General features: G+C 57.6%; 12 protein-coding genes. 2 read left to right on the top strand and 10 right to left on the bottom strand.

Going from position 1 to position 24,054, the window contains the following annotated elements; all coding sequences use genetic code 11:
- Nucleotides 1-28: 28 nt before the first annotated feature.
- From E9954_RS20935 to E9954_RS20920, 4 genes are all read right to left on the bottom strand, one after another.
- A complete protein-coding gene (locus tag E9954_RS20935) occupies nucleotides 29-1,399 on the bottom strand; it encodes a sulfatase-like hydrolase/transferase (protein ID WP_136081216.1) in 1,371 nt (456 codons plus the stop codon).
- A 9-nt stretch (nucleotides 1,400-1,408) separates the two neighbouring features.
- On the bottom strand, nucleotides 1,409-2,680 hold the full coding sequence (locus E9954_RS20930) for a hypothetical protein (RefSeq protein WP_168442471.1): 1,272 nt from the start codon (nucleotides 2,678-2,680) through the stop codon (nucleotides 1,409-1,411).
- A gap of 130 nt (nucleotides 2,681-2,810) precedes the next feature.
- The gene (locus tag E9954_RS20925; RefSeq protein ID WP_168442470.1) at nucleotides 2,811-6,356 is read right to left on the bottom strand and encodes a sulfatase-like hydrolase/transferase; all 3,546 of its coding nucleotides are present in this window, start codon (nucleotides 6,354-6,356) and stop codon (nucleotides 2,811-2,813) included.
- Nucleotides 6,357-6,394: 38 nt separating this feature from the next.
- A complete protein-coding gene (locus E9954_RS20920; RefSeq protein ID WP_136081213.1) occupies nucleotides 6,395-8,512 on the bottom strand; it encodes an alpha-L-fucosidase in 2,118 nt (705 codons plus the stop codon).
- A gap of 372 nt (nucleotides 8,513-8,884) precedes the next feature.
- Here E9954_RS20920 and E9954_RS20915 point away from each other — a divergent pair, with 372 nt between their 5' ends.
- A complete protein-coding gene (locus tag E9954_RS20915) occupies nucleotides 8,885-10,270 on the top strand; it encodes a Fic family protein (RefSeq protein ID WP_136081212.1) in 1,386 nt (461 codons plus the stop codon).
- Nucleotides 10,271-10,332: 62 nt separating this feature from the next.
- Entirely contained in the window at nucleotides 10,333-10,650 is a 318-nt protein-coding gene (locus E9954_RS20910) for a response regulator transcription factor (protein ID WP_342793829.1), read from the top strand.
- 83 nt (nucleotides 10,651-10,733) lie between these two features.
- Here E9954_RS20910 and E9954_RS20905 read toward each other — a convergent pair whose 3' ends face one another.
- The 6 genes from E9954_RS20905 to E9954_RS20880 all read right to left on the bottom strand — a co-directional run bounded on the left by E9954_RS20905 (nucleotide 10,734) and on the right by E9954_RS20880 (nucleotide 23,975).
- On the bottom strand, nucleotides 10,734-16,067 hold the full coding sequence (locus tag E9954_RS20905) for a glycosyl hydrolase (protein ID WP_136081210.1): 5,334 nt from the start codon (nucleotides 16,065-16,067) through the stop codon (nucleotides 10,734-10,736).
- 282 nt (nucleotides 16,068-16,349) lie between these two features.
- On the bottom strand, nucleotides 16,350-17,033 hold the full coding sequence (locus tag E9954_RS20900) for a PEP-CTERM sorting domain-containing protein (protein ID WP_136081209.1): 684 nt from the start codon (nucleotides 17,031-17,033) through the stop codon (nucleotides 16,350-16,352).
- 82 nt (nucleotides 17,034-17,115) lie between these two features.
- A complete protein-coding gene (locus E9954_RS20895; RefSeq protein ID WP_136081208.1) occupies nucleotides 17,116-19,395 on the bottom strand; it encodes a beta strand repeat-containing protein in 2,280 nt (759 codons plus the stop codon).
- Nucleotides 19,396-20,200: 805 nt separating this feature from the next.
- Entirely contained in the window at nucleotides 20,201-21,280 is a 1,080-nt protein-coding gene (locus tag E9954_RS20890) for a glycoside hydrolase family protein (RefSeq protein ID WP_136081207.1), read from the bottom strand.
- Nucleotides 21,281-21,390: 110 nt separating this feature from the next.
- Entirely contained in the window at nucleotides 21,391-23,406 is a 2,016-nt protein-coding gene (locus tag E9954_RS20885) for a serine/threonine-protein kinase (RefSeq protein ID WP_136081206.1), read from the bottom strand.
- Entirely contained in the window at nucleotides 23,403-23,975 is a 573-nt protein-coding gene (locus tag E9954_RS20880) for an RNA polymerase sigma factor (RefSeq protein ID WP_168442469.1), read from the bottom strand. Before E9954_RS20880 ends, E9954_RS20885 begins: the two co-directional genes overlap by 4 nt.
- Nucleotides 23,976-24,054: the final 79 nt, after the last annotated feature.

Here is a 24,054-nt window from a genome sequence, read left to right as displayed (position 1 = left end):
CGTCGTCCCCAGCCCTTCCCCGGCTGCTTCAGGGAGCGGGCACCTGCGACCCTTCCTCGATCAGATCTATGTGCAATTGACGGTTGATCCTGTACCACTTCGGGCCTTCGGTCCACTCGGAACCACTTCGCCTGGCCTTCCAGGCCTCCAGCCCGCGGCGCATCTGCTCCAGTTTTTCGGGTTGCCGTTTCGCCACATTGTTTTTCTCGCCCACATCCTCTCCGAGGTTGTAGAGCGCATAGCCAAAGTCCTGCACATAGAGGATTTTCCAATCCCCTTCGCGCATGGCCGAAAACCACTCCTTATGCCAATAGAGTCTCTGGTGCGGGATGCCGGCATCGTCTCCCAGAACATAGGGCAGCAGATCCCGTCCGGCCAAATGGCCATAGTCGGGCTTGCCGCCGGCCGCAGCCAACACCGTCGGGAAAATATCGAGCGAGGAAACCATGGAGGAATAGGTTCCGCCCTGGGGCAGGCGTTGCGGCCAGCTCATCACAAACGGGACGCGGATTCCGCCCTCGAACTTGATGCCCTTCTCCCCGTTCAGCGGCAGATTGATCGAGGCATTATGATGAATGGGCCCGCCGTTATCGCTCAGGAAAAAGACCAGCGTATTTTGCAACGCGCCGGTTTTATCCAACGCCTCCATCACCCGGCCAATCCCCCGGTCCATCGCCCAGACCATCGCGGCATAGGTGCGGCGCTTTTCGTTTTCAATGTGACTGAAGCGTTGCCGGTCCTCTTCCGTGGCATGCATCGGGGCGTGCGGCGCGGTATAGGAGAGAAACAGGAAAAAGGGCTCTTCCGATGAAGCCTCGTCGATGAATCCCACCGCCTTGTCCGTGAAAAAATCGGTCAGGTAGCCCTCGAACTTGAGCGGCTCGCCGTTTTCCTCGATCCTCTTGTAGCTGCCCGGCTTGTCGTCGTTCTGCGGGCTGAAGAAATAGCTGCGGGAGCCTTCGCGCAAACCGCAGAAATAATCGAAACCGCGGTTGGTCGGATAAAACCGGTCCTGGTCGCCCAGGTGCCATTTCCCGATCAATCCGGTCCGGTAGCCCAGCGGCTGGAGCGCATCCGCCAGCGTCGTTTCCCCGAGGTTCATCCCGAATTGCAGGGGCGGGCAGTTCGGCTCATGCCCGAACTGCTGCTGGTACCGCCCGGTCATCATGCCCGCGCGCGACGGACTGCAAACCGAGGCCGAGACATATGCATCGGAAAACCGGACGCCGGAAGCGCGCAAGCGGTCGAGGTGCGGCGTCTTGATTTCTTCCGACCCCTGGAAGCCGAGGTCGGCATACCCCAGATCATCCGCGAGAATGATCAAAACATTCGGTTGCGCGGCATGGACCGCCAAGGAGCCGCCCAGCAGGACCAACCAACGAATGAAAAGCTGCTTCATGATGTACCGCTACGGCTTAATGTTAAGTGAAAAAACGGAAATTGTACCGGGGGCGAGATTGACACGAAAGCTCCCCCGCATAAAGGGTTTAATGGTTCCAACGTTCCCTTCCGCCGGTCCGCCATCGGACCACTGGCGCCCTTCGATCTTCCCGGCAATGCGCCCGGTGGCGAGCTTGAAGCGCAGATCCTTCCACTCCTTGGCGGAATCATGGTTGATGGCGTAGATTGTCAGCGTGTCGCCTTGGAGGAAAGCGCGGGTGTGCAATTGGTTCAAGTCGACCGTCTCCGCCCCGTCGGGATCGATCACCTTGAGCGGCCAGGCATTCACCAGCGGGACGCTGGCCGCATGCATGAGATGGTTGCGCCGATTCTTTTTCGGGCTGAAGTCCCACCACATCAGGCCATTCATTCCTTGATCGACGCAGTCCCAAAGCGCAAGGAAGGAACAGACGGCCGTCTCCATCGAATCGTTGGTTGCCTTGGGATCGCCATGGCTGTCCCAATGCAGTTCCGTATGCCACTTTTCGCGATCGCCGGCATACGCAAGATCCGACTTGAGCTTCTCCAGCAACCGGGCGCGGGGATAGTAGTGCGCACCAAAGATATCCATGGTGTCGCTTTGCAGCGAATCGAAGGTTTCCATCCACTTGTGGCGCCCCACGGCATAGTCCTCATGCCCCACCACCTTGGGCATGCGCAATCCACGCTCGGCCGTTAGGCGACGCAGCTCCAGCACCACGTCCCGGTGCGTCTCCGGCATAATGTTGCCTTCGTTGAAGCGGCGTTCGTTGTCGATGGCGAGCACATCCACCTCGAGGCCTTCGCCTTTCATGTATTCGAGATAATCGGCGACCAGGATGGCATACTTTTCGGGAATGACGCCCTTGGCCCCCTTCGTCCAGTCCGGGAACGATTGGGTGTTGTCGAGCTTCTTGCTGGCAAAGATGATGGTGTTCGGCCGGATCTTCCTGGCCAGCTTGAGGCCCTTGGTTTCCCCTTGGTAGTATTCCTCCAGCACCACGCCGGGTTCCGGGTGCGCCGGTTTGCTTCCGGTGCCATAGATCGAGGTGCGGATGCCGTTGAAGCCATACTCCTCCAGCAGCGTCTTGGCCCACCCTTTCTGCGTAAACTTCCAGGGCGCCGAAGGCGATTTGAAATCATAGAAAAACCGGTCGATCTTCACCCCCTTTTCCTTGGGAAAGACCACCACTTCGTCGTAGGCGTCCGCAGCGGCACATAGCCCCAGCACCACCATTTGAACTTTCAAAAACCTACTCATTCCGCCCACGTCATCCAGACCATCGTTGCTCGTTTCATTCGAATCCGGTTTCCCCCGGTCATACCCTTTAACGGCAAAGACCCCCTTTGAATGACATGGATCAGCACATAATTTCCAGCCGTTTCCGCCCCTATTCCGGAACCGTGGAGTAAAAACGACTGTCCGGCAACGGCGTTTCCGGCAGGAAACTTGTTTCGACCGTCTCCCACCCCCCATAGCCAGGGAGCACGGATTCCCGTAAAACCGGTGCGTTAATCCAACCATTGGTTAAGCAATCGGTCTGCCGGTAGCTCCAGTTTTGCGCGGCGCCGTTCCGGCGGGCCTGAATCAAATGTTGCCCACCCACCGAAGGATCAAGCCTCAGTTGCGACGCCGTCACCTGCGCGGCCATGCCGTGCAGCCGGAAATTGCTGAACTCGGCGGTTCCAACCGGCGATTCGCAACGCGCCTGCGAGAGGTACGCAAGGCCGGCCGGCGACGCAACCTGAACCCCCGTTCCGCCGACCTTCACGGAACTCAGCCCGCCCGGTTCCCAAACCAGCGTGGCCGTCCACGCGCCGTCGGCTTCAGCGGCCGGCAGCTCGCCGGACTCCCCGTTCAATTGGAACGTTCCCGTTGCCTCGTCGATTTCAAACTGCAGGAAATCCGCGGCGTTTCCATCCGTCAGGCCAAAGCGCCCCCGCTCGCCCGCATCGAGTTTCATGCGGAGCGAAAGGCCAACCGCATTGGACTGCGCCACGGCCAGCGGCGTCCACGTGGCCATGCCTTCGTCGAGGATGAACCCCACCGATCCCTTCGCGAGCGATTGGTCGCCGTCCGCGAGCGCCACCTCGTCCGTTGCGCGGAAGTTTTCGAAGCCGACATCGTGGTAGTACGGATCGTCCATCAGGCGGGCAAGCAGGGCGAACCGTTCGGGCTCGGTGGCAACCAGGTTGACCGACTCCTGCCGGTTCGCCGTCAGGTTGTAGAGTTCGTAGGCATCGGTTGCGTCGGTTTTCGAGCGTAGGCGGCGCAGCTTCCAATCGCCATGGCGCACGGCGCGCTCCCAATAGTTCCCGGTCGCCCATTCCCAATAAAGCGGCCACGGTTCGAGCGAAGCCGCTGCCCCGCCCTTGAGCAGCGAGGCGAACGAGTGGCCGGTCAGCCCTCGGTGGTTGATGCCGCCGCAGAGTTCCGCCAGCGTGGGGTAGAGGTCGTCCATCGCGGCGGGATGGTCGATGGTTTCGTTGGCCGGGATCAGCGAGGGCGACCACGCGATCAGCGGCACGCGGATGCCGCCCTCGTGCAGGATCCACTTGTTGCCGTTCAAATCCCCGACCAGCATTAGATCCGGATCGTCCGCATAGACGGCATCCGACCCGTTGTCCGAGGTGAACAGGATGATGGTGTTGTCGGCGATTCCCAACTCGTTGAGCTTGGCGATCAACCGCCCCATGTCGTGGTCGATGGCCGTGGTTTGCGAAATCCGGCCCAGCTGGCTATCGGAAAGGCCGGAGCCGGCGTAGAACGCATCGACCATGCTGCGGTACGCCGTATCCGCCAGAATGCCGTCGCCGTCGACGAGGTCGTCCGGGTGTGCGCTCTCCTGGATCGGCCCGTGCGGGTGGATCGGGTTCCAATAGGCGAAGAACGCCTCGTTCGTGTGATCTTGAATGAACCCGAAGAGCTCCTGCGTAATGAGGTCGTGCGAATGGATGTTGCCGCGGTTCGCCTCCAAATCGCCATTCATGATGCCCGAATTGCCCGCCCCCGGGAAATCGAGCGGGGCGTCGTTGTGCCGCCACGCGGTGACGGGGTTGTAGAAGACCGGATCGAGGTCGCGCCACAGGTAGCGATGGTAGTGGCGGTGCCCTTCCTGGTGGTCGACGATTCCGAAGAAGCGCTGGAAGCCGCCCTGCGTCGGCATGCCCCCGTTGCCGGCATCGCCGACGCCCCACTTGCCGAACACGCCGGTGTTGTAGCCGGCATCGCGCAGCATGGTGGCGAGCGTTGGGTCGCCGGGGCGCAGGCGCACGTTCCACGAGCGCAGCGCGGCACGCCCGGTGTGCTGCCCCATCAAAATCGAATAGCGCGTGGGAGCGCAGACGCAGCCGCTGGAATAGAAGCTGGTGAAGCGCAGCCCCTCCGCCGCCATCTGGTCGAGAACCGGGGTCTGCACCGTGGCATTGCCATAGCAACCCAGCTCGCCCCACCCGGCATCGTCGGCCATCACCAGGATAATATTGGGCGCAACCGGCTGGCTGGCGGGATCAAGCGGGTCGGTGCCGCGCAGGACTTCGCCGCCGTCGAGAAAGCGATCGCCATCGGAATTGGGGTTGAGCGGATCGGTGCCCGCAGCCACTTCATCCGGGTCGGAAAGCCCGTCGCCATCGGCATCCGCCTTGAGCGGATCGGGATCCGCGCCGTCCAGGATCGTGTCGCCATCGGTATCCGGATTGGAGGGATCGGTGCCGGCCAAATATTCGCCCAACAGATCCAGCCCGTCGCCATCGTCGGCGCCCGCCCAGTTGGTTTCCCAAACATCGTCCATGCCATTCGTATTGGCGTCGCGATGGACGTTCACGACCAAGCTGCCGCCGTCCGGCGAGACCGCCAGCGGCCCGTTGGCCGAGATCATCGGCAGATAAAACTCGCGCACCTGGTTGAAGGTGGCCTGCGTGAATTCAATCGAGACCCCCTCGCCGTTCATGGTGACGACCGCATTGTCGAGCGCCTCGGTGGCACTGCGCAGGATGGCGCTCCCGGAACCGCTCAAGTGCAGTTCCATCTGGCGCAGCCAATCGACCTCGAGCGTACCGCCGGAAAGATGGATCGGGTTGCGGTCGTTGCGCGCGTTGACACCGCCCACGATGCCGCCCCCGCCCTGCCCCTTCATCTTGCCGCCGGTCATGACGATGTGGAACTGGTAGAGGTTCAAGTTGACGCCGAAACCGCCGCCGCCCACGTTGCCCGACGGAATATAGAGCCCGGCGGGAAGCTTTTTCGTGCTGCTCCAATCGGCGGCGGCCTGCGTACCGGGGGTGTCGGGATCGGTATCCCAGTTGTTGCCCTTATAGAGCGAAACCCCATCGCCGGCCCCTGTCCATTCGTAGTAATAGGGTTCAAGACGCGTATCGGCGCCGGTATCGACCAGCCGATAATTTTTATTCCGAACCGGCTGGATGCCGAACACCGAAATGCGCAGGTTGGCCAGGGCCTCAACCGCATCCGGCTCCATGCCCCGGAAAACCACCGAGCAGTCCAGCGAGCCGAGATCGAGCCACGCATCGCGCAGCGGCGCATTTGTGTTGCGCAACACCAGCGCGGCAGCGCCTTCCAGCCCGCAGATCACATCCTCCAGATAGTCGGCCTCGACCGAGCCGCCTTCCAGGATCAGCCCGGCGCGCCGGTCGGTGGCATCGCCGTCGGCGGAAATCCCTTCGGCCACCAGCGAACCGGATGAAACACGCAGCCGCTGCGCCCCCAGATGGATGTCGGCCGATGCCACCGGCGCACCCCCCGCAATCCACAGATGGTTCGTTGCCGGTTGCGGGAAAGATGCCGGTTCGGCATCCCAGTTCAGCGGATTATCAAATTGTGTCCCATCGTCCGCCCCCGTCCATCGCCATTCCGCCGCATGGGCAGGCCCCACCGCAACGGTGAGCATGATGATTGCGCTGACTGTTTTAGTTTTCATATTCAAGACCTGGCCTCCGCTTCCGGGAGCACTTTGCCTCATTTGATGCACTCGACGAAAAGCTCTTGCATGGCGGTGTTTTCTCCGCCGCCTTTTTCCGAAATCGGCGAGACCGCCCAGACAATCCAGCGGAACTCGCCAAGCCGCTTTCCTTCGGCTGCCTGCAAGGAGGCCGCCGTGAACGGGGCCTTGGCCGCTCCGGTCGTGTCGATTGAGCCGAGCGGCGCATAGCGCGAAAGATCCCAACCGGGGTCGGCCGTTGCTGCGCTGCCGTAAAGGGCCAGCTTTTGGGCACCGCGGAATCCCTTCATGTTGTGCGACCAGCTGCTGATGGCCGACACGGATTTCACCGCGCCCAGATCCATTTTGTAGGCCCCGTTGCGGGTGCCGTTTCCGAAGACAGGGCCAAATCCAGCGGTAACCGTTCCATCCGTCAACGACTCCAACGGCTCGTTGCCGGTTTTCTGGTTTGCCGCAACCTTCAGGCCCGATGCGGGCGGAGGCGGAAGCTGTTTGAAACCCTGCGCACTGGACGCGGTTTCGACCACCACGGACGAACCCGGCACATTTTCCGGCATCGTTGCATCATACCCTTCCAGATCGACCTCCTTGGTGCCCGTCAAAGCCTTGGCGGCATCGTGCAGGATGACATTCGGTTTATGCTGTTCACGGTCGGTCACGATCTCGAACGTCCAGGCATATTGGCTTTCGCCCAGGTTCGAAGGCGGCGAGACCGCCAGCCCCTGCGGCGACATCGTCCATTCCACTTCCGCATGGGAACCGAGCAGGCGGACCGACTTCACTTGGCCGGCCGTCCACCCTGCGGTGCCCGCGATGGTGAACGGCCCGACGGGTTTTTGAAGCTTGATGGCATAGAGGTTCTTGCCGTTGGTGGTGAAGGCGAGGTGCTCGTCCTTCTGGTCGCACTCCTTCCAGTAGCGGGAGCCATAGATGGCGGCGCCGTTGATCTTCAGCCAGTCGCCCATGGCGCGCAGGCGCTCCACCTGCTCGGGCACCAGCGTGCCGTCGGCCTTCGGGCCAATGTTGATCAGGAAGTTGCCGTTGCGGCTGACCACCTCGATCATTTCATGGATGACGCCCTCGACGGTTTTATAGGTGTCGCCCTCGAGATAGCCGAAGGAGGTTCCAAAGGTGGTGCAGCTTTGCCACTTGGGGCCGATCACCTTGAGCTTAAGGTTGTCTTTCTCCAGGCAGCCGACGCCGTCGGGCCAGTTGCGGTTGCCGCCCTTGTTGTTGACATAAACCGGCTGGTTCAGGGCCGCGCCGTTGTTCATATAGTCCGTGATCATTCCGCGCACCTGGTCGTCGAAATATTGAATGATCGGCTTCGCCGTACCCTTGCGCACTTGGTTGCCGTCGCGGGTGTAGATCGGGAAATCGTCCACCCACAGCATGTCGGGCCGGTACTTTTGCTGAATCTCCTTCCAGCGCGCCACATAGTCGTCCACATAATCCTTTGAAAAGCCGAAGGGGCCATAGAGCGATGCGGCTTCGGGAACGCGCCGGATCTCTTCCGCGATATCCGGCAGGGGCGTGGCGTTAACCACATAGAGTTTTTCGGCAAAGAACGAGCTGTGCCGTTCGCGGTGATAGGACGGCGCATATTTCAGCCCCTGCTTGCGCACGGCCTTGCCGAGATCGCCGACGAGATCGCGCTTCGGCCCCTTGTCGACCGCGTTCCACGGCGTGAGATCGGAATCCCAGTTGGCCCAGCCGTCGTGGTGTTCGGCCGTGAGCACCACATAGGTTGCGCCGACCTCCTTGAACAGCTTGGCCCATTCATCGGGGTTCCACTTTTCCGCCTTGAAATCCGGGATGATATCCTTGTAGCCGAACTCCGGAGGGCATGCGCCCCAGCGCTGCTTCACATAGGGGTAATAGTGCTCAGGCTCCCGGTAGATCATTTTCGGCACATGCTCCGCATAACCGCGCCCACCCTTGCGATAGCCGATCGCACTGTACGGCCCCCAATGGATGAAGATGCCGATCTTGCCGTCGTCGAACCACGCCGGAACGGGCATCCGCTGCAACGATTCCCAACTGCCGTCGTATGGCTTCTCTGCATGTGCGGCCACGGCTCCAAACAGACAAGCCGCAACCACCGCAAAACGAACCGCTTTCATCTTAATATCCATAATCCCTTCCCGCGTTCCCAGAACGCTCTATTCACAAGCTCTCTTCAAAATTATTGGCGCAAACCCATCACCTGTACAAATCCATACGGACAGGAATACCAAATAGGGATACTTAAATGCGACCCCACCCTTCCCTTTGAATTCATTAAAAAAGCAATAATACCAGAATCATCTGGGTTGCCTATCCACCATTTGGGAGATGCCGCCCACTAAAAAGCCCAATGCCACCCAGTTTGTTGCATAGAGCCCCCAAACGAATGGCGCGCCAATTTGCGACATATAAAACCCGAAATACGTCACAAAGAAGCTTTTTCACGACACAAAAAGGAATAAAAGCTTGAATTCCCCCTTTTGACGACATATAAACGAGACATGCCAAAGATTATCCCATCAGAAGAGCTTGCGGCTATCGCCTCCGCCATTGCCGCACATCCGGGCGGAATCGACGCCGAAGGAATCCGGCAGACCATCGGCATGAACCTCCCCACGCGTACGCTGCAGCGCCGCTTGGCCCGGTTGGCCGAAGAAGGCCGCATTGAAGCCCGAGGCTCCGGCCGCGGCAAACGCTATTTCCCCGCCCCCCTCCCCCTTCCGGATGCCGTGATTGCGGAAATCCCGGATGTTTCCTATGCCACCCGGAAACTCTCCAAAGAAGGGGAGTTTACAAAACAGATGGTGATGCGCCCCCTGAGCGAACGAACGCCGGTCACCTACAATCCTTCCTTGTTGGAAGCCTATGAACCCAATTCGACTTCATACCTCGATGAACCGCTGAGGGCCGAACTTCTGGCACTGGGACGGCTCGGCCCGAACGAGCTTCCCGCCGGAACCTACCTACGCCAGGTCATGGACCGCCTGATCATAGACCTGTCGTGGAACTCCAGCCGGCTGGAGGGCAACACCTATTCGCTGCTCGACACCCAGCTGTTGATCGAGGCCGGGCAAAATGCAGAAGGCAAGAAGGTGGAGGAAACCCAAATGATCCTCAACCATAAGGCGGCCATCGAAATGCTGGCGGAACAGGCCGATGAAATCGGCTTCAACCGCTATACCGTCTGCAACCTTCATGCCCTGCTCTCCGAAAACCTGATGCAGAACCCCGATGCGTCCGGCAGATTGCGCGTCAAACCGGTCGGCATCACCGGAACGGCGTTCCGCCCCCTGGCCATTCCCCAGAAAGTGGAACTCTATTTCGACCTGATGCTCGAAAAGGCGGAGGCCATCGCGAATCCGTTTGAGCAGGCTTTTTTTATTATGGTCCACCTGCCCTACCTCCAGCCCTTCGAGGATGTCAACAAACGAACCTCGCGGCTGGCCGCGAACATTCCGCTGACGCGGCACAACCTTTGCCCGCTTTCGTTCACAGATGTGGACCAGCAGGACTATACCCGGGCCACGATCGGTGTTTATGAACTGACCCGCGTGGATTATTTGCGCGATGTGTTCTCCTGGGCCTACCGCCGCTCCTGCTCGCGGCACGCGGAGATCCGGCAGGTTGCCGGCGAACCCGATCCATTCCGGCTGCAGTACCGAACGGAAATCAAACAGTTTGTCCAATGGGTGGTGAACCAACGCATGGATAAGCGAAGCGCATCCCGATGGATCGGCGAACAGACCGAACGGGAAATTCAGCCCGGCGACCGCGTTAAATTCATTGAGGCGGTCGAGCTTGAACTCTGCAGCCTGCACGAAGGCAATATTGCCCGCTACCGCCTTCGCCCGAGCGAATTCCGCGTCTGGAACGACGGGTGGAACTGAAAGTGCGCTTAACCCGGATTTTAGGACTACAAGCTTAAGTGGAATTTGCCCCCTTCTGATCCATTCTCTATTGCTCGACAGAAACGGGCCAGCCTTGCTACCTGAATCAAGCGGAACGACCACGACCATGGTTTACGAACGTAATAAAAACCAGGACCGCCAAGGTACAACTGGACAAACCGCTCTCCGAACGGGAAATGGAAATCCTCACCCTGCTCGGCGATGGCCTGCTCAAGAAGGAAATCGCCGACCGGCTCGGCATCGGCGTTGGCACCGTTAAAACCCACATCCGCCACATCTACGAAAAGCTGCAGGTCGAGAACGCCCCCTCCGCCATCTCGAAGGCTTACAAAAGCGGAATCCTTCCATCCAGCAATTAGCCATCTGCACGCCTGACTTTGGGGTCAGGCAAGGCGGAACTCCCCCTCAGCTGCAGTGGTTCTGCGACTATCTTCACAACGTGCTAGTCCTGCCGGATTTCGAGCTTGATGAAGCGGGCCGCACCATCGGCTTCGTAGCGGTTGGTTACGGGCTCATAGCCGTTGACGGCAGGGCCGACGATGACATGATCCTGCGTATTGGTGGCCGTGACGGATTCCACCAGACTCGTTGAATCAATCAGCCAATAGCTCAACCCTTCCGCAACATGGTTCGCGCGGCGGTAATGGACATAGTCGAACCAGTCCGTTCCATCCTCGGCCGAAACGGTTGCCCAATCCCTGGAGCCGGCATCCGCGGTGGTTGGATTCATGCCGAGGGCAAATTCCGCCAGGTTGTCGTATCCATCGCCGGCACCCCCGTTCTCGGGATCGGCACCGGACAGCGCATCGTCGCCGGCCAGGCCGTAGTCGGCGGCCCAGCTGGAATAGCCCTCCTCCAGGGATGCCTCGTTGATCCGGATGTTGTCGAGGGCGATATCGGAGACGTGCCAATACAGCTGCTTGGCCCGGAACCGGATCATGACCTCGCTGCCTCCGGCATAGGCCGACAGATCGACCACCGCGTTCGACCAGCTGCCCTGCTGCGCACCGGTCATTTTCCAGACATCGGACGTCCAGGTGGTGCCATCGGAAACATCGACCGCCAAATAATCGACATTCACGCCGTACATGTGATAATCGAAACTCAACTCCGCCGTTTCCAACGTACTGAGATCGAAGGCGCCCTCTATCGCGGCGATCTTGTTGTGCCCGTTGTAATCATCGTGCGGCTCGATATAGAGATACCAGCTTCCGTCCGAAGCACCATTCGGGCCCGTGCCTGCCGTGTCCGTTCCTCCGCTGTTGCGCGTCCAATCGAAGTCGTCGTCGGTCGACTGTGTCCATTTCCCGAAGCCATGCTCGAAGCTCTCGGCGTAGGGAAAGGGCTGATAGGTCCCGTCGATATGGATATTATCGATGGCCGGATCGGCCGCCCCCCACTGCTTGTTTGCCGTGCGGAAGCGCAGGGTTACCGCTGCATTTCCTGCATACGCAGAAAGATCGACGGTCGCCGACAACCAGGCATCGTCGCTGCCGCTCTGCTGCTGCCCTTTTTTAGTCCAGACATTGGACGTCCAGGTGGAACCGTCGAACACGTCCAGCGAGAGGAAATCGATGTAGGAGCCGTACATGTGGTAATCGAAGGTCATGACGGTGGAGCCGGCGGTACCCAGATCAAAAACACACTCCACCATGTTGGTGACATAGCCCCCGGCATCATGGCCTTCGGCAAAGAGATAATGATTGCCGTCGGAAGCGCCGCCCGGTCCGGCCGCCGCGGTCGGGGTTCCGCCGGAGCCGACTTCCCAATACCGCGTTGAGTCGTTATCGAATTCACGCCAGGCCCCGATCCCGTCCTCGAAGCTTTCGGCGTACGGGAGGCTCTGCACCTCGGTGAGCGAGATCGGGAGGTAGTGCTTGATGAAACGGAAGCGCAGGTTGTCGTAGGCATTCGAATCCGCCACAACATCGATCGCGTCCGCATCGGTGATGCGCAAGCGCTTGCCGGTGGATGGATGGTCGATGTAGAACCAGCCGTATTGGTATTCGTTCAGCTCCCACTCCACCACCGCTCCCGTGGTTCCGGCAGCCGCCAGCCCAACGCTTGATCCATCGCAGGAAAGGCGGCGTCCATCGCTCAGGCCGGTAATGTATTTTTTGCCAGAACCCGCATCTTCCAGCATGAACTGTTCGGTTGCGCTGCGGTTGAGGACATCGGCTGTTGAAACGCTGTTGGAGGCCGGATGGTCGATCAGACGCAGGAAGCGGCCTTTGTTGTGGATGATGTAGGCTTTGTCGTCGCGAACGGCCGCATCGCCGTCCCAGCCAGCCAGAAGCAGCCCGCACTCAGCGAGGTCTTCCCAGCCGGGATCCGTCGAGTCGTTGTTGTAGTGCAGCGAAGTCCGGGGAGAATTCATATCGGTCGGATCGGCACTACTGGCATCCGTTGTGGCTGGGTCACCGCCAGAAACGCCCCACTCAAAGACAGAATATTTTTTAAGCCACGGCAGACTTTCGGCGCGCCAGATAAACTCAGCCAGGAAGTTAAAGTTGTGGTTGCGGCTCCAGGAGGTTTTTGTTCCATCGAAATCGCGGGTCGAAAATTCGGTCAGCCAGATGGGCTTGCCATAGGTGTTGTAGAGGGTCTGCATATTGCTGATGAGCGTACTCGGGCTTCCGCTGGAGGCGCCGTTGGGCGAATACCAGTGCATCGCCATGTATTCGGAACGCAGTCCCTCCTCATCGGCAATCGCTTCATAGTTTTGGCGCCAGGTTCCCTTATAGGCCGCCGGAACCGGTCCGGCCAGCGGAAGGCGCATGCGCTCGAGGCGCGGCCATTGGTAGGCGGCGGTTGCTTCTTCCATATTGGCCTGGTCAGGAAGATCGGGTTCGTTGAAGCCCAACACCGTCGTCTGGTTGGCCCGGCCATACCACTTGGGCTGATACTTCAGTATATTGGGGGACGTCCCGCCGATTCCGCCCCACTGCATCGGCATATACTGGCCGTGCTTCAGATCGTTTTCTTCCTCATAGTCATTGGACCAGCGGTAGGCCCAACTGGGCTTGAACAGATGGCTAAAGTGATAATGTGAAGCTTGCCCGCGTTTGGGATAATGGGTCTCATAATTAATTTTCCATTGTTGGGCAGCCTCCGGTCCGGACGCCTGCTGCACCACGTTGGTGCCGTCGAGGCCAAGCACCAATCCACTCCAGACGTTGACGATCTTGACATACTCACCAACGGGCTCCAGCCGCCAACGTTGGTGCGGCAGGGTCGACCAAGTGCCCTCGACAATCGAAGCCCCCTCGTTCGTTGATGCCATCGTAACCTCGAAACAGCGTTCGGAGGCTTTGCTGCGCAGGCGATAGGTATCGGTGCCGAGGTTGAGCAAAACCTGGAGCCATCCGTTTGCGAGGTCCTGTCCGGATTCCCGGTTTTCGATGGTGTAGTAGGAATCCTCGTAATCCATGAAGCTTTCCGAGGGCGGCGCTTCGTTCTTCACATCCGTCCAGAGCGGATAGCCGTCCCCGCCGTCGTCCGGCATGACCGCGAACTCACGGACGAAGGCCTGACCGCAACCGAGACAGCGCAGACGGATTTTTGTTGTCGTGGCGGACGCGTTAAACTGAACCACCCGGTTGAGCTCGGTGTTGCCGGAAACCGCCCCGCCGTCAAAGAGCACCCAGCCGGAACCATCATGATAAGCCACCTCGAAGTCCTGGACCTGCGTACCCGGCTGGTCCGTGTAGCCGGAATAGAGATGGATGCCGCCGATGGCCTCGTTCTCCAACAGATGGATTTCAAGGTCGTGCGGCCCGGCCGTGTTGGCACTGGCCCAGCCGGAGGAATCATCGGCATAACCATCGATCGCCAGCTTGGGATAGTTGTTTCCACTGACGGAGGAGTACGCGTACTGCCTCATCTTGGCCACGTTGAGGTCCAGATCCGCACCGAAGGGAACCATGGAGCCGTCGTCCGTCGCAGGATACAACGCCAGCTCCTTCACGCGGGGTGATCCGTCGGTGGTGTATAAACGAAACATCTGAGCGGTGACGGGTGCGTCGAACACGATATTGAGTGCAGGCACCGTGTTGCCGGAAACCGTTGCGCCGGGAATATCAATCCAGCTCCCCCCCTCGTAGTATTGGAGCACAAAATCCTCAACGACGAACCCCCACGGGGTGCCGCTGTAGAGGTGCGCGCTACCTATGGACATCGGAGTCGCCAGCTCGACCGCAAGCCAGTGCGGGGCGGCGGAACTGGTTCCCCAGCGGCTGTCCTGCGCCGCGAACCCGTCGGTGGCAAACTGCTTCGGCGTATCGGAATCGGACGAATCCGCCGTGGTGGTCTGATACTTGGCCAGATTCATATGGTCTGGGGAGGCGACCACCGCCCCGACCGTGGCCGTCGCGGAAAGATTATCAATCCAGGCACCGCCTCCAATCGTCGTCAGATTGGAAATACGAAGCGAACTGATTTCCGTTACCCCGGAGAAACGGGGGCCCGCATGGGCTTCCAGCAACTCGCCGTCATCGGCATAATCGCCATCGCCGTTCCAGTCTATGCTCAACAAGGCCCCGCGGTTACCGGCCTGAGTCGGCTGGCTGCTGATCTCGGCTTTCACATGAATCATGGTAGCTCCCCAATCCAAATACCCGTCGACCGCCGGATTTTTTAATCCGTTGTTTACGCCTGTTCCATTCGCCGTGACATCGGTCAGCAATCCGGAAGCATTCAGGGTGTAAAAATCCTTCGTATCATTCATTCGGAAAACAAACGTATAGGCGCTGTTCCCATCGGCATCGTCTAACGAAAACTCAATGCGTTGCGAGCTGCTCTGGCGCGCGGCATACAAATCCATTTCCAACACGAGGCCTTTTCCGCCAGCCAGATCCACGCTCCGCTCGAACAGTGCTGTCACGGTATTCGACGTGGACCCCGACAGCACGCGATCGAACATAAAGGCATGGTTGGCGTCGCCATCGGAAATGATTGCGCCGGGTTCGACATCCGGCAAAAACCAGCTTCCGACCGCCGTTCCGGCATTCAGATTGGCTTCCGTTGCGTTTGCAGTAACAGAACCGCTGATTTCAGTCGCGGCATTAAAGTCCGCGTAGAACACTTCAGCCCCCGTTACGCTAATACTCGCTTCGCTAATGGTGGTGGAAACAGGACCTGTATTGAATTTTTGGGCCGAAAAATAGAAGTGCCCCGAGCCGAAGTGATCGAGAAATTCCGTTCCGGCAAAGGTGCCGGAAACCGTGATCGGAGAGGTCGCCCCGACACTCTCGAGCACGAACGTATAGCCAGCAGCATTTGCAGTCAGCGTCATCGTGAATCCATCATACAACTCGGCATCCGTTGCAAAGAAACCGGTATCCCCAATATCCTGGTATGAAGCTCTAATATTCACAGCACTGCCTTGGTTCGCCATTTTTGCACCAATCAGCATTCCCGTGTCGGTAGTGGCAGCCTCCGCGGATGAAAACATTCCAAACGTAACCCCATTAGCCCTAAGATCACCCGAGATGCTATCAACGGTTAATTTGATCGTAACCGTATCCGTGTCGACCAGAGCGGTCCCGTTCAGGGTGTTGATATCAGCGGTGCTGGCCATTCCGTCCGCATTGAACCCCCCGTTGCTGCTGGTCAGCACCAGGTTCCCCTCTGTCCCGGAAAGGGTTGCGGGTCCCGTCGAACTATATTCGCTGTCGATCACGGTCGTATTCGCCGTCGTCGCAGACCAGATTTCTGCTGATTGAGCGGAGCCAACCAGTCCGATGGCCACTGCGGATATGTATATAATCTTTTTCATCTGTTCTGCTCTTTTTCGTCGGTTGCTTTAAAAAGCGTTTCTAGTTGGTCCGATTAGACCTAGGTCAGAAAAAAAGGTTCATGACCTTTTTCCAGGAAGTCGACAACGTAGACGCGACGCCCTCGTCGCGTTTCGTAGAATCTGGCCTTGCGTATGCAACGCGACGAGGGTGTCGCGTCTACGATCTCAACCAGCCGATTGTTTCCCCACTATTGGGGCATGATTCTAAAAACAAGGCCGCCACACAGAGCGGGCGGCCTTCGCCTGGCTTTATGAATTAACTTAAACCATGAACACGCGGCGAACCCAGAGAAGGCTGCCACCCATGGCAACCACCAGCCCCAGCGTTGCCGGTTCCGGAATTACGGTCATCGAAACGTTGTCGATCCAGTTGATGGAATCCGAGTCACTTGCTGCATTGATATGGAGTCTAAGGGCATCACCTGCCGACACAAAGCCGGTATCGAGAAGTTCCTGGCCTGTAATCTCCCAACTAAAGGTTTGATTTGCCTGCCACTCAGTATATGTGCTCCCATCGTTGTTTCCATCAAGGTCAGCCAATGCAAGCCACAATTGCTTGCTGTTGTCCGCAGTCTTGATCTGCGGGAAAAACCGGTTTCCCACGGCACCGTTTTTCCATGAAACCTCCGAAGCATTGAACGACAACGTGAACGTACTGTCCGCATCCCAGTCCGTGGTTAAGTTCTGATACATGACATTGCTCGGCAACATACGAATGACCGTATTGTCTACGCCTCCGGGTAGAGCCGAAATATGATCAACCCGCAATTTATTATCACTCAACGACGAAGACCAACCGGTAATCGTTCGTGCTACATTATTAACATCATTTGAGGTATAACCATCCTCTTCAAAACCACCATTCACAATGAGCTCGACCGGATCGGCATGTACCGATGCCATCAGGCCAGACAAGGCCATGATGGCTACTATTATTTTTTTCATTTTTTCTCCTTTTGCTTCTTATGTTCTTGATTAAAAAGATTGAGCAGGGCCCGCCGGACAACGGACCCTGAAAACACCGTATTTAATCGTTTAGAATCCTGAAGAAGGCGGCGTTTTTAGTAGTTGGCAACTCAAGCGTCATTGGCGATTCCGGCAATGCGGTGATATTGGTTGCCGTCTCCCAAGAGTTGGGGATGCTCAGATTTTCGGTGGTTTCGACGATGTATCCGCGACCGACCGAGCCGGTGAACTCAACCACGAGCGATCCATTGGAAACCGTTACTCCCGTGAACTCTCCCGCATCGGGGACGGACACCGAGATGGTGGCGTCGCTAATGAACGAAACCAGCGGATCGGTGGTAGGATCCGTATTAAACCTTTGCGCCCCATAAAAGAGACGACCGTCACTAAAGTAATCGACAAACTCGTTTCCAGAGAAGCTTCCGCTTACCATGCCCCAGGTTGCGCCATTCACGGCTCCGGACACGGTGGAATTCGCAACGATGATGTCGTAGATCACAAAGGTGTATCCATCCTTGTCGGCCGTAAGATATATGCTGAATCCGTCAAGCATGCTGGCTTCCTGTGCATCGAAACCAAGATTCCCGTTCGTCAACCAGGAGTTTCGCAGTTGCACATCGCTGCCCTGATTCGCGGCTTTGACTCCAAGCATGAGGTTGGTGGTGGTTACGGTAGGCCAATCGGAAACGCTCCCGGCCATACCGAAAGTAACGCCATTGGCCCGCCATGTGCCGGAAATCGAATCAACCGTCAGGCTCATCGTCACCGTATCGTCGGTCGTAAGACCCCGTCCCAGCTGGGTTTCGATCGACTCGGTGCCGGCAAAGCCCGTCGAATTAAAGCCGCCGTGAGCGTTGGTGAGCACCAGACTCCCGGTTGCCCCGCTGAGCGACATGGTTCCGTTAACATTGTAGCTGCTCAGGAGCGTTGTATTATTCGTATCCGCCTCGAAAATAATCGCGCCATGCTCAAGCTCCGGGAATTCCACGATATAGGTGACGTCTAAATCTGCCGTCGTGGTGTTGGTTACGCCGGAACCGACCTCGGCCCAGGTAACGACCATCGTTGTGTTGGTGGTCTCACCATGTTGTGCAAGACCGATGGTCGCATTGTTGAAGGTAACGGAAATATCTTCACTGGTGTTGGCCGTGGCCAGAGTAAAGCTCGCCGGGGAGACGCTGAATCCGGCATCGGCTGTAACGGAAATAACTTCAACGTCGGCCGAAGCATTTCCCTCAACAAACGAGGCCGCAATGGTGCCGCCGACGGTCGTTGCAGGCGAAGACAGCTCGAGCGAGAGCGTCGTCGGTGCCAACACAAGGCTGCTGGGTTCATCGGTATAGATGACATCCAGTGCCACTTCAGAGGTATTGTTTACGCCGGAGCCGGACTCTGTCCAGGTGACCACCAGCGTGGAATTCGTAGTTTCCCCGCTCGCAAGACCGATCGAGGAATTGTCGAAGGTAACCGTGATGTCTTCCGCCGGATTTGCCGTGCCGAGGATGGTGCTTGTCACGGAGGCGCTGAAGCCGGCATCGGCCGTCATAGAAAGGATTTCAACATCGGTAGAGGCGCTTCCCGGAACAAATGTGGCTTCGATGGTTCCATCGATGGCCGTGTCGGGGGCATCCAGGTTGAGGGAGAGCGTTCCCGATGACAATGCAAGCAGAGAGTTTGCGAGTTCCACTTCTTCCAACGAAACGAAAGAGAGGGTGGCGTTCTGCCAGTTGCCCGAACCATCGTCGATGCTTCTCAATTCAATCGTGCCACCGACCGGAACAACTTCCGTCCATTGCTGAACCTCGGTTTGGGCGGTACTATACGCTTCGGTATCCGAATCGCCACTTCCGGTCGTCACGGACCAAGTGCCGCCGCCAGATGCAGCACCAGCCAGCATTGAAATGTCGTAGGCGCTTCCAGTCAGCCCGGTAAAGGTCAAAATGAAGCCAAAGGACGCGGCATTTCCCTGATCGTTGACCCAGAATGAATCCTGCGAAGCATTGGTGGCAATGCCGGAAACAGGCTGGTGGGCATACGTCCCGCCAACAGCGGGTCCGCCAGCTGTTCTGAACGAACTATACGAATGGAGGGTCACATCGGCACCGGTCGTGACGCCGTTTGTGTCAACCAGCCCCGTCATGGACAGCCCCGTTCCTGCCGTCGCCACGGGATGGGTTTGGCCGCTGCCCGCGGTTGAATTCAATACGTTATAGGTTTCAGGACTCGTATTTGTGGTTCCGTCATCATAAAAATCCAGGTAAATTACCTCGGCGTTGGCCGTTCCCGCCATCACCGCACCCAGCAGTCCGGCAACCCATGCTCTAGTCAGTATTTTTTTCATCTCTGCTCCTTTATTTTCCAATTTCATTCATCGCCCGCGTTGTTTTCCCAAGAAAACCGGCACGCTATCACTGTGCATCGTGCGAAGACTCCGCACATACACCCCCACAAGAACCGGCAGGAGAACCGAGGTGACACGAAAAATTAAAAAGTGAAAACAATCAGCTGGAGGGCCTGACGAGCACGAAAAGGTTCATGTCCCAATTCCGTGGAATGTTGCTGTTGCCCGCTCGTGGCGCGGATATCCGATCCGCGTCTTCCGTGTGGCGGGAACTCGCATCGGATATGCGAGCTACTTCATTGCTCCCCGAAAATGGGATGTGAACCCGAAAACGGCCGCCTCGCCAAGCAGAGCGTCCTTCTAATACCAGATGCAAATATGCAGGCTAGGTTGCCACGAATATTCGTAACTACTCAGGTTGGCACACAGAGGGCTGGGATGTGCTGACAGCACAAAACAATTTAGCCCATGGCAAAGCCATGGGTATGCGGAATGGCCGTGTTTCTTGCCCTGAAAGGGCAACACAAGAACATCTATTCTCGTCAGATTGTGCTGCCCTTTCAGGGCAAATGGATCGGGGTTTCGTAACCAGGACATTCCCCGGAATTTAATTGGTCGCAATCGCAACCGTCTTGGGGGCAGCCCCAAACGGCTTCCGCAAAGTGAATCGGTTCTGTATGTGCCAACAGCACATTTTCGACCTGGATAGTTACGGATATTCTTCCTGTTTAGATTCGTTGCTTTTCATTCATTCGTTGCCACCAACTTAAACCGCTCAGCTTTTGCAAGTGGCATAAGGCAGGAATCACTTTGCGGTTTTGATGCGGAAGACGTGCGAGCAGCTGCCGTATCCCTCGCGGGTGCTGATCCCGGTCGCCATATAAACATACGCGGGTTTGCCATCCTCCATGAGGATCTGCGGGCGCTCCAGTCGGCCGGAATAGTCCTTCACCTTCGCCGGCGGCCGATATTTCGTGCCGTTTTTCAGGGCCGCCGTGCCGATATAGTGCGCCAAAGGTTCAAAGGAGAGCTCCACATCTTCCGGTGGAAACCAGAACCCATCCCCGGATTTCCACAAAAGGCCGCCACCGTGCGAGCCCCCTTTTGCATGCCCGAAATTGCGGCTGAGCAGATAAACCGTGTTGTCCATCGTGAAGGCGTAGGCATCTTCGATCCCTTTGCTGGTCACCTTTTTCGGATGGGTTTTGTAGGGCCCTTCCAGGGCATCCGACACCGCAACCCCATAGGTGTATCCGCCGCCGTTCGGAATTACGGATTTAATATAGAGCATGTATTTTCCGTTGTATTTGATCAGCGACGGATTCGAGACCCCCAGTTTTGCGTCATGGTTCCAGTCGGTGGGTTCGGCGGACTTGCGAAGGATGGTCCCGTCCGGCTCGGCCCCTGCAGCCGGCTTCCAATCATCGTCCAAATCGTCGGCGACATACATGATGATGCGCTGCGTTTTCAGGTCGCCATCTTTCGTCCACTCGCTGCGCTGCGTTACTTCATTCACAATGAAGCAGAGTACATATTTCCCATCGACATGCTGGATGGTCGGGTTATGGGGTGAGTTGAAGGTTCCATCCTGGTCGCGCACCGCCACCCGGACAAACGTGAAGGGACCCTCCGGCTGATCGCCGACATAGTGGGCAATCTCGCAGTCCTTGAACCACCCATCAAAGTTCGGCCGCGTAGCAATCGGCCATTGCGCCACATAGAGGTGCACCTTCCCGTCCGGCCCCATCACCGGGGACGAGCCCCAGACATGCGTGTCTTTCGTTTCCACGGCCTTGCCGACATATTCAAATTCAAGCTCGCCGGGTGTTGCCGAACTGAGCGCCGCAAAAGCGCACCCCAAAAACAGGTGTTGCATCAACTTCATTTTTCTCTCCAGATCTTCTCGATAATGCCTAAGCCAATCATTGGCCAACTATCATCATTAGCACCGGGAAACCGGACAAGGTGACACCCGGGCTATAAAACCAGCATTCTTCAGCGCACGGCAACGGTTAATTCGCGCGGCAGCGCCGCCAGTTGCCCGTCCGCAAACTGCCCATGGGCAACAACAAGCGTCTTTAAGGAGGAAAAGTGTTTGATCGGTTCCAGATCCACCACGCTCGTCTTCCGGATATCCAGGGTTTGGATGGCGAGCATCTTAATCTGGTTCAGGTCATGGAGTCCCGTTCCCTGCGCATCCAATGAATGGATATCGAGGAACCGCAACGGACTTTCCCCGGAGCTTTCTTGCGAAACGATTGCGAATTCCTTGAGCTGGTCGCCGCGCAACCGCAACGTTTTCGCTTGAGGGTCATAGTCAAACTGTCCATGCGTCCAGCGACTGTTCCAGCCTTCCAGCACCACACGGACGATCTGATCATAGCCGGATTTGTCCTTCCTGAACTCATTATCGCAAACGAGCATTTTTTCCATCATCGACTTCCGGGTTCCCTTGAAAACCCGCAGATCGCGAATCAAGTTTTCAAGTTGCCCGATGCCCAGCAGTTCGCCTTTCTTTACCGCTTCATACTTCCGGCTGAGCTTATAGAGCTTCCCATTCCAATCGCTGTTGATTTCGAAATATTCATTCGCCTTGGCAAAGTCCTGCAGGATGAAATAACAGTATGCGATATGTGAGTTGAAGTCGGCATCCGGATCGTTCGACTGCAGGAATTGATACCGTTGGATGGAAAGTTCGAGCGCCTGGACCGGATCCATATAGAAAAAGGTGCGGGAGAGTTCCAACGCCTGAAACTCCAGGTTTTCCGCCAGCGTGCCCATCAGGCGCATATTGCGCGTGAGCTCCTTGCGATATTGGGCGAACGATTCATCCGCCTCGCGACGGCGGGTTTCCGCCAGATCGCGTGCGGCGCGGGTTTCCACAATGCTTTGTTGCTGCGCACCGATAAACCATCCAATCATCGCAAAGATCGCCACGAGCGAAAAGAAGCCGACCAAACAGGCCGCACGATTGCGCCTGTAGAAGAGCGACAGCTCTTTAAGAATCCCGGCATTTTCTGCCGTGGTTGAGAAGCCCGCAAGAAAATTGTTCACATCGTCGCGGAGTGCGGCCACGGAGGCATAGCGATTGGCGGGTTTCAACTCCAAGGCTTTCATGACCACCGCATTCAGCCCTTTGTGAATCTCCTTGTTGGGAAACGCTTTTGCGGGGGAAACAATTCTACCCGCCAGGGTCGATTCGCGGATTTCGTCCATGCTGCCGGAAAGGGGCGGAACCTCCGTCAGCAACGTATGCAGCAGGCAACCCAGGGCATAAATATCCGTTTGATAGGTTTTCTCACCATCCTTCTCGAATTGCTCCGGAGCCATGTAGCCCGGCGTTCCCTTCAGCTCGCCGACCAGCGTCATGTTGTTGAGCAGGTCGGGATTGAAAAGCAGTTCGTCGAACTCCTTTTCCTCGTCCTCCGGTGAACCGACGACCTTCCCCAATCCCCAGTCGCAGATAAACACGTCGCCAAAGCGTCCCACCTGGATATTTTCGGGCTTTAGATCCAAATGCAGCACCTTCTGGGAGTGGGCATAGGAAATCGCATCGCACAGCTTCACGAAGACTTCCAGCAATTGCCTGCGTTCGTTCCGGTTCTTTTTCAGGAACTTGCCCAGCGAATCCCCCCGCTTCAGATCCATCGTAAAATACGGCAGCCCTGCTTCCGTCAGCCCAATGTCGTTGACCGAAATAATGTTGGGATGCTCCAGCAGCGCCGTAAGGCGCGCCTCGCGCAGGAACGGTTCGTAAAGTTCCTCCGGCGCGTTGGCCCGCAGCTCGGCCATGGCCACATGCCGTCCGGTCTTCGTATCGAACACGCGGCTGATCTTTTTCATGGAACCCCGTGCCAGCACTTCCGGGTTGATGTAGCGGTCGCCATAGCTCCGGAGTTCGGAATAGATGATCCCCGGCTCCTCTTCGCCGGCATCCGCCCCCTCCTCATAGAGGGAAGCCAGCTGCCGGGCCATGTCGCCCGCCGCCTTGATGGAGTATTCCGTTTTCATAGCGCTTCCAGTTCGTTGCGAAGGCGGTGGATCTCCTTCACCAGCCGCGCCTTCACCCGGCTCTTCAGTTTGACCACCGAATTCGGCTTCACCCCGAGGTATTCCGCAATGTGCGCCGTGTCGTAACCATCGATGCTCATGGAAAACGCCTTGATCGAACGTTCGGAAAACAGCGGCTTAATGTTTTCGATCGCCAGCTGAACAATGTAGATCTCCCACTCTTTCCGGATAATCTGTTCCACTTCAGGTTCCGTGACAACCGCAATGTGGTCTTCCTCGCCCTGCTCCGCAACCGCAGCATGCTTGCGGTCGCGCCGCTTCGTGGTACGGACATGATTCAGCACCTGGTTGCGGATCAGGCGGCTGAGCCAGGTGCGGAACTGGGCGCGGTCCTGATCGTAGATATGGTTCGGCAGGCTCTTCCAAATCTGGATCAGGATTTCCTGAACCAGATCGTCGGCATCCGCGGAGAGGAGCCCCATCTGGTTCAGCACCATATGGAAAAACTCCCGATAATAGCGAACGAACTCTTCCCAGGCCGCTTCGTCGTCCTGGTTCTTTGCACGCATCAAAAGCGTCTGCCTGGTCTGCCATTCATTACCCATAGGTCTGGCAAGCTAGCAAACGGCTTCGCCCGTGTCCCGCCAA

It is taken from the genome of Pontiella desulfatans, assembly GCF_900890425.1.
Lineage (GTDB): Bacteria > Verrucomicrobiota > Kiritimatiellia > Kiritimatiellales > Pontiellaceae > Pontiella > Pontiella desulfatans.
The sequence above is the reverse complement of the archived record's forward strand: the minus strand, read 5'-3'. Positions and strand labels throughout refer to the sequence as shown.

Coding starts and splice junctions, on each gene's coding strand:
- E9954_RS20935 (WP_136081216.1), bottom strand. CDS start 1,399: ATGAAGCAGCTTTTCATTCGTTGGTTGGTCCTGCTGGGCGGCTCCTTG.
- E9954_RS20930 (WP_168442471.1), bottom strand. CDS start 2,680: ATGAGTAGGTTTTTGAAAGTTCAAATGGTGGTGCTGGGGCTATGTGCC.
- E9954_RS20925 (WP_168442470.1), bottom strand. CDS start 6,356: ATGAAAACTAAAACAGTCAGCGCAATCATCATGCTCACCGTTGCGGTG.
- E9954_RS20920 (WP_136081213.1), bottom strand. CDS start 8,512: ATGGATATTAAGATGAAAGCGGTTCGTTTTGCGGTGGTTGCGGCTTGT.
- E9954_RS20915 (WP_136081212.1), top strand. CDS start 8,885: ATGCCAAAGATTATCCCATCAGAAGAGCTTGCGGCTATCGCCTCCGCC.
- E9954_RS20905 (WP_136081210.1), bottom strand. CDS start 16,067: ATGAAAAAGATTATATACATATCCGCAGTGGCCATCGGACTGGTTGGC.
- E9954_RS20900 (WP_136081209.1), bottom strand. CDS start 17,033: ATGAAAAAAATAATAGTAGCCATCATGGCCTTGTCTGGCCTGATGGCA.
- E9954_RS20895 (WP_136081208.1), bottom strand. CDS start 19,395: ATGAAAAAAATACTGACTAGAGCATGGGTTGCCGGACTGCTGGGTGCG.
- E9954_RS20890 (WP_136081207.1), bottom strand. CDS start 21,280: ATGAAGTTGATGCAACACCTGTTTTTGGGGTGCGCTTTTGCGGCGCTC.
- E9954_RS20885 (WP_136081206.1), bottom strand. CDS start 23,406: ATGAAAACGGAATACTCCATCAAGGCGGCGGGCGACATGGCCCGGCAG.
- E9954_RS20880 (WP_168442469.1), bottom strand. CDS start 23,975: ATGCGTGCAAAGAACCAGGACGACGAAGCGGCCTGGGAAGAGTTCGTT.